Annotated in this window: 5 protein-coding genes; 1 reads left to right on the top strand and 4 read right to left on the bottom strand. The window is 62.8% G+C overall.

The features are described 5' to 3' along the window. A partial coding sequence (locus EN994_RS22645) for a GIY-YIG nuclease family protein (RefSeq protein ID WP_164746083.1) occupies positions 1-332 on the bottom strand: 332 nt, incomplete at its 3' end. Continuing rightward, positions 329-1,093: an SDR family oxidoreductase gene (locus tag EN994_RS22640; RefSeq protein ID WP_013532482.1), complete on the bottom strand. Its 765-nt coding sequence runs from the start codon at positions 1,091-1,093 to the stop codon at positions 329-331. The genes EN994_RS22645 and EN994_RS22640, both read right to left, overlap by 4 nt. Positions 1,094-1,505: 412 nt before the next feature. Here EN994_RS22640 and EN994_RS22635 point away from each other — a divergent pair, with 412 nt between their 5' ends. Then, positions 1,506-2,168, top strand: a complete 663-nt coding sequence (locus EN994_RS22635) for an outer membrane protein (protein ID WP_013532483.1) — start codon at positions 1,506-1,508, stop codon at positions 2,166-2,168. 95 nt (positions 2,169-2,263) lie between these two features. On the opposite strand, the gene EN994_RS22630 is transcribed toward EN994_RS22635, so the two are convergent. Together EN994_RS22630 and EN994_RS22625 are read right to left on the bottom strand one after the other, a co-directional pair. Beyond that, positions 2,264-2,860, bottom strand: a complete 597-nt coding sequence (locus EN994_RS22630; RefSeq protein WP_013532484.1) for a glutathione S-transferase family protein — start codon at positions 2,858-2,860, stop codon at positions 2,264-2,266. 403 nt (positions 2,861-3,263) lie between these two features. Further along, a partial coding sequence (locus EN994_RS22625) for a histone (protein WP_127307819.1) occupies positions 3,264-3,609 on the bottom strand: 346 nt, incomplete at its 5' end.

Genomic DNA, 3,609 nt, shown 5'->3' with positions numbered 1-3,609 from the left:
ATGCGGGTGGTGTGGAAGCGGCCTTGCGCGTAGTTGGTGACGCGCTTCTTCAGGCTGCGTGCCTTGCCGACATAGAGCACATCGCCGGCAGCGTTCATCATGCGGTAGACGCCGGGCGCGTTGGGCAGCCGCTTGACCAGCGTCTGGATCACCTCGGCGCCGATCATGCCTTCCGCGTCGCCGGCATGCGGCGTCCAGTCGATGGCGGTGAAGGCGACATCGGGACCGACGGTTTCAACGATTTCCTCGACCGCCTCGTCCTCGAGGTCGATATCGGGGGGCAGATCGTCGGTGCCGCCGCGCGGCTTGCTTTTGTGGTCTACAGGACTCATTCCGTCATGCCTGTCACATCGGGCGTCTGCCACGCAAGATGCTGGCCGCCATCAAGCGCGATCATCTGGCCGGTGACCGAGCGCGCTTCCCAGAGATAGCGGATAGTGGCGCCGAATTCCGGCAATTCCGGGCCGCGCTTGAGGATCAAGCCATCGACTTGGGCTGCAAAATCGCTGTCGTCCTGACGCGCGTTCTTCAATGTCGGCCCCGGGCCGATGGCATTGACGCGGACGCGGGGACCGAGCGCTTGCGCCATCATCTGGGTGGCTGTCCACAGCGTCGATTTGGACAGTGCATAGGAGAAGTAGCGCGGCGTCGGCCGCCAGACGCGCTGGTCTATCATGTTGACGATCAGGCCCTCCTGCCCTGCCGGTAGTGCCCGGGCGAAATTCTGCGCCAGGAGCGCGGGCGCTTTCACATGGACGGCAAAGTGCCGGTCCCAGGCCCGCCAGTCGAAATCCAGAACCGAATCGTCCTCGAACAGCGACGCGTTGTTGACCAGCAGCGAGAGCGGCCCGAGCGCTGCTTGCGCCTCGCCGATAAGGTCATCGATGGCGTCCATATCGGTCAGGTCGGCGGCGACCACTGCGGCGCGGCCACCTCCGGCGATGATTTCGGCAGCCAACGCATCGGCCTCGCTGCGCGAGCGGTTGCAATGGATGGCGACGGCAAAACCGTGCGCGGCGAGATCCTCGACGATCGCCCTGCCGATCCGCCTGGCCCCGCCCGTCACCAGCGCCGTGACAGTGGCTTTGCTCATATGGTGTCAATCCTCAATTTCGGCCCGAAAAAGCAGTGCCGGCGAAATATGGCCCGGCATGCGTTAAATGGTGTTCGCACCTTGGGCAGCATTGTGGCGAAACGGCCGTTTGGGCATCTTGGCCCGCCCTGGACTCAGGCGTGCCCGACCGCAATATAGGGTGCTGGAGTCCTTGCACCAAGCGGTGTGCAGCGCAGCACCGGATGGTTCCTGCCATTTCGCTGTTGCGAAGATGCAACGTCAAGGTTCTGCCTCATTTGCGCCGGGGAATGACCCAAGTTCAGGTTCGCTTCAGCCGCATTTTGACACGACATTTGGAACCGACGAACGCCAGATCCGTTTCCCCCCCGGACGGGTCGATGGCGATCGTGAGAAACAAGCCTGTGTCCTGTGGCTTAAGGAGTAAAGAACAATGCAAGCCAATCTCAAATTCGCACGGCCGCTGGCCGTTGCGCTCGGGCTCTTCGCCCTCAGCGGAACTGCCTATGCTGCTGACGTGGTTTCGGAAGAGCCGCCGGCACCTGCGCCGATCGCTGAACTTCCCGTCGCTTCGTGGGCCGGCCCCTACGCCGGTCTCAACGTCGGCTATGGCTTCAGCGGCCATACCAAGGAAAAGGATCTGGGTGTTGACAATGTTGACGTCGGCACCAAGGGCTTCGTCGGCAGCGTCTTCGGCGGCTATCAGTGGCAGCAAGAGAACTTCGTCTACGGCGCTGAAGCCGAACTCGGCTACAACGGCGTCAAGGGCGACGATTCTGGCGTCAATTCCAAGGCCGGCTTCGAGGGTTCGTTGCGAGCCCGTCTCGGCTATGCCGTGACCCCCGAAATCCTGCTCTATGGCACCGGCGGTCTCGCCGGAAGAAGCCTGAAGGTCGAAGACGACGTATACGGTTCGGACCGCGCCACGTTGCTCGGCTGGACCGCCGGTCTCGGCACCGACATCAAGCTGACCGACAATGTCTTCGGTCGTGTCGAGTATCGTTACACCGACTTCGGCAGCAAGAGCTTCGATGGCATCGGCAAGGTCAAGGCCACCGACAACCGCGTCACCTTCGGCGTCGGTATGAAGTTCTAAGTCGTTCAAGCCACGACACGAAAAAGCCGGGCCTCGCGCCCGGCTTTTTTTATGCTCGCGTGATTTCCGGGTAAATCTATTCGGGTAATGGGCGGTCAACCGGGAATGCAGGGCTTCAGTTCTGGAAACTTCTCGTCGAAGCGTGCCGCCCACCGCGTCAGCCGGGCGCGACCCTTCTCCCATTTCCCGGCAAAGCGCAGCGCGAGATAGCCAAGGCAGGCGCGCAGCGCCATCTGGCCGGCGGTGATCTTTTTCGGCAGCTTCGGCGGGTTGGCGTTGAGCAGGTCGAGTGCCGCCGTGATCTTCGCCCACTGGCGATCGAGCCAGGGCTGATAGACCATCTCCTCAGGCCGCGTGCGCCGTTCATAGACCATCGACAGCGCACAGTCGCAAATGCCGTCGGCCAATGCCTCCAGCACTTCTGCCTCGAGCCGCTTGTCGGGATTGCGTGGAAAAAGCGCGCTCTTCGACAAACGGTTGAGATGCTGGGTGATGGCGCGACTGTCATGGATGGAGCGACCGTCGTCGAGCACCAGAACCGGAATCTTGCCGAGCGGGTTGGCGATCATCAAGTCGGCCGGCTTCTCCTCGGTCTTGATCGGCACCAGATCGACAGCGATGCCGGCATAGGCTGCCGCCATTCGTACCTTGGAACTGTAGGGAGAAGACGACGCATAGAGCAGTCTGGGCATGATCCGTTTCCTGTTTTGCAGGCCGGCAGTGTTGACCGATCGGGCGCGATCGGGCAATGGCCAGAAGCGGAAAACCCAGCCGCCAGAGCGACGCAGCGGCCAGGGCCGTTTAGCGAGCGCTCCATGAAGACGGTGCTTCATCACCATGGTTGCCGGGATCGCGCGAAGCCGCCAGCCGACTGGCAAGACCGACGAGCCTCGCGCCGATGTTTCATCACCCGCATGAATGACACGAAAAAAGCCCCACCGGACTCCGCCCTATGGCGAAGTCCTGGGAGCTGCGAAAAGATATCCTCCGTCCGCCTCTGTTCTCGCCTTCCGACTGCCTAAACAACGAGCGGGGCGCCCTGTGAGGCACCCGCCCTTGACTGTTTCGGCACCGCCCCCGGCGAGGGAAGCGCGACTACTTCTTGCCGGCCTTCGCGGGCGCTGCCTTCGGCTTGGCCGCAGGTGCCGCTTTCTTCACCGGCGCTGAAGATTTCGCTGCCGCAGCCTTCTTTGCCGGAGCAGCCTTGGCAGCCGGCTTCTTGGCTGGTGCAGCCTTGGCAGCCGGTTTCTTGGCAGGTGCTGCTGCCTTCTTCGCTGCGGGTTTCGCCGCAGCTTTCGCTGCAGGCTTCTTGGCCGGTGCCGCCTTGGCAGCCGGCTTTGCCGCTGCCTTGGCGGGTGCCGCCTTCTTCACTGCCGGTTTCGCCGCAGCTTTCGCTGCCGGCTTCTTGGCCGGTGCTGCTTTTGCCTTGGCCGCCGCGGCC

This window comes from Mesorhizobium sp. M7A.F.Ca.CA.002.09.1.1 (genome assembly GCF_003998555.1).
GTDB classification, from domain to species: Bacteria; Pseudomonadota; Alphaproteobacteria; order Rhizobiales; family Rhizobiaceae; genus Mesorhizobium; species Mesorhizobium ciceri.
Note: the sequence above shows the minus strand (reverse complement) of the source record. Positions and strands in the feature narration are given on the sequence as shown.

Bases quoted from the DNA above. Each gene is read 5' to 3' on its own strand.
- EN994_RS22640 (WP_013532482.1), bottom strand. From the start codon at position 1,093: ATGAGCAAAGCCACTGTCACGGCGCTGGTGACGGGCGGGGCCAGGCGG.
- EN994_RS22635 (WP_013532483.1), top strand. From the start codon at position 1,506: ATGCAAGCCAATCTCAAATTCGCACGGCCGCTGGCCGTTGCGCTCGGG.
- EN994_RS22630 (WP_013532484.1), bottom strand. From the start codon at position 2,860: ATGCCCAGACTGCTCTATGCGTCGTCTTCTCCCTACAGTTCCAAGGTA.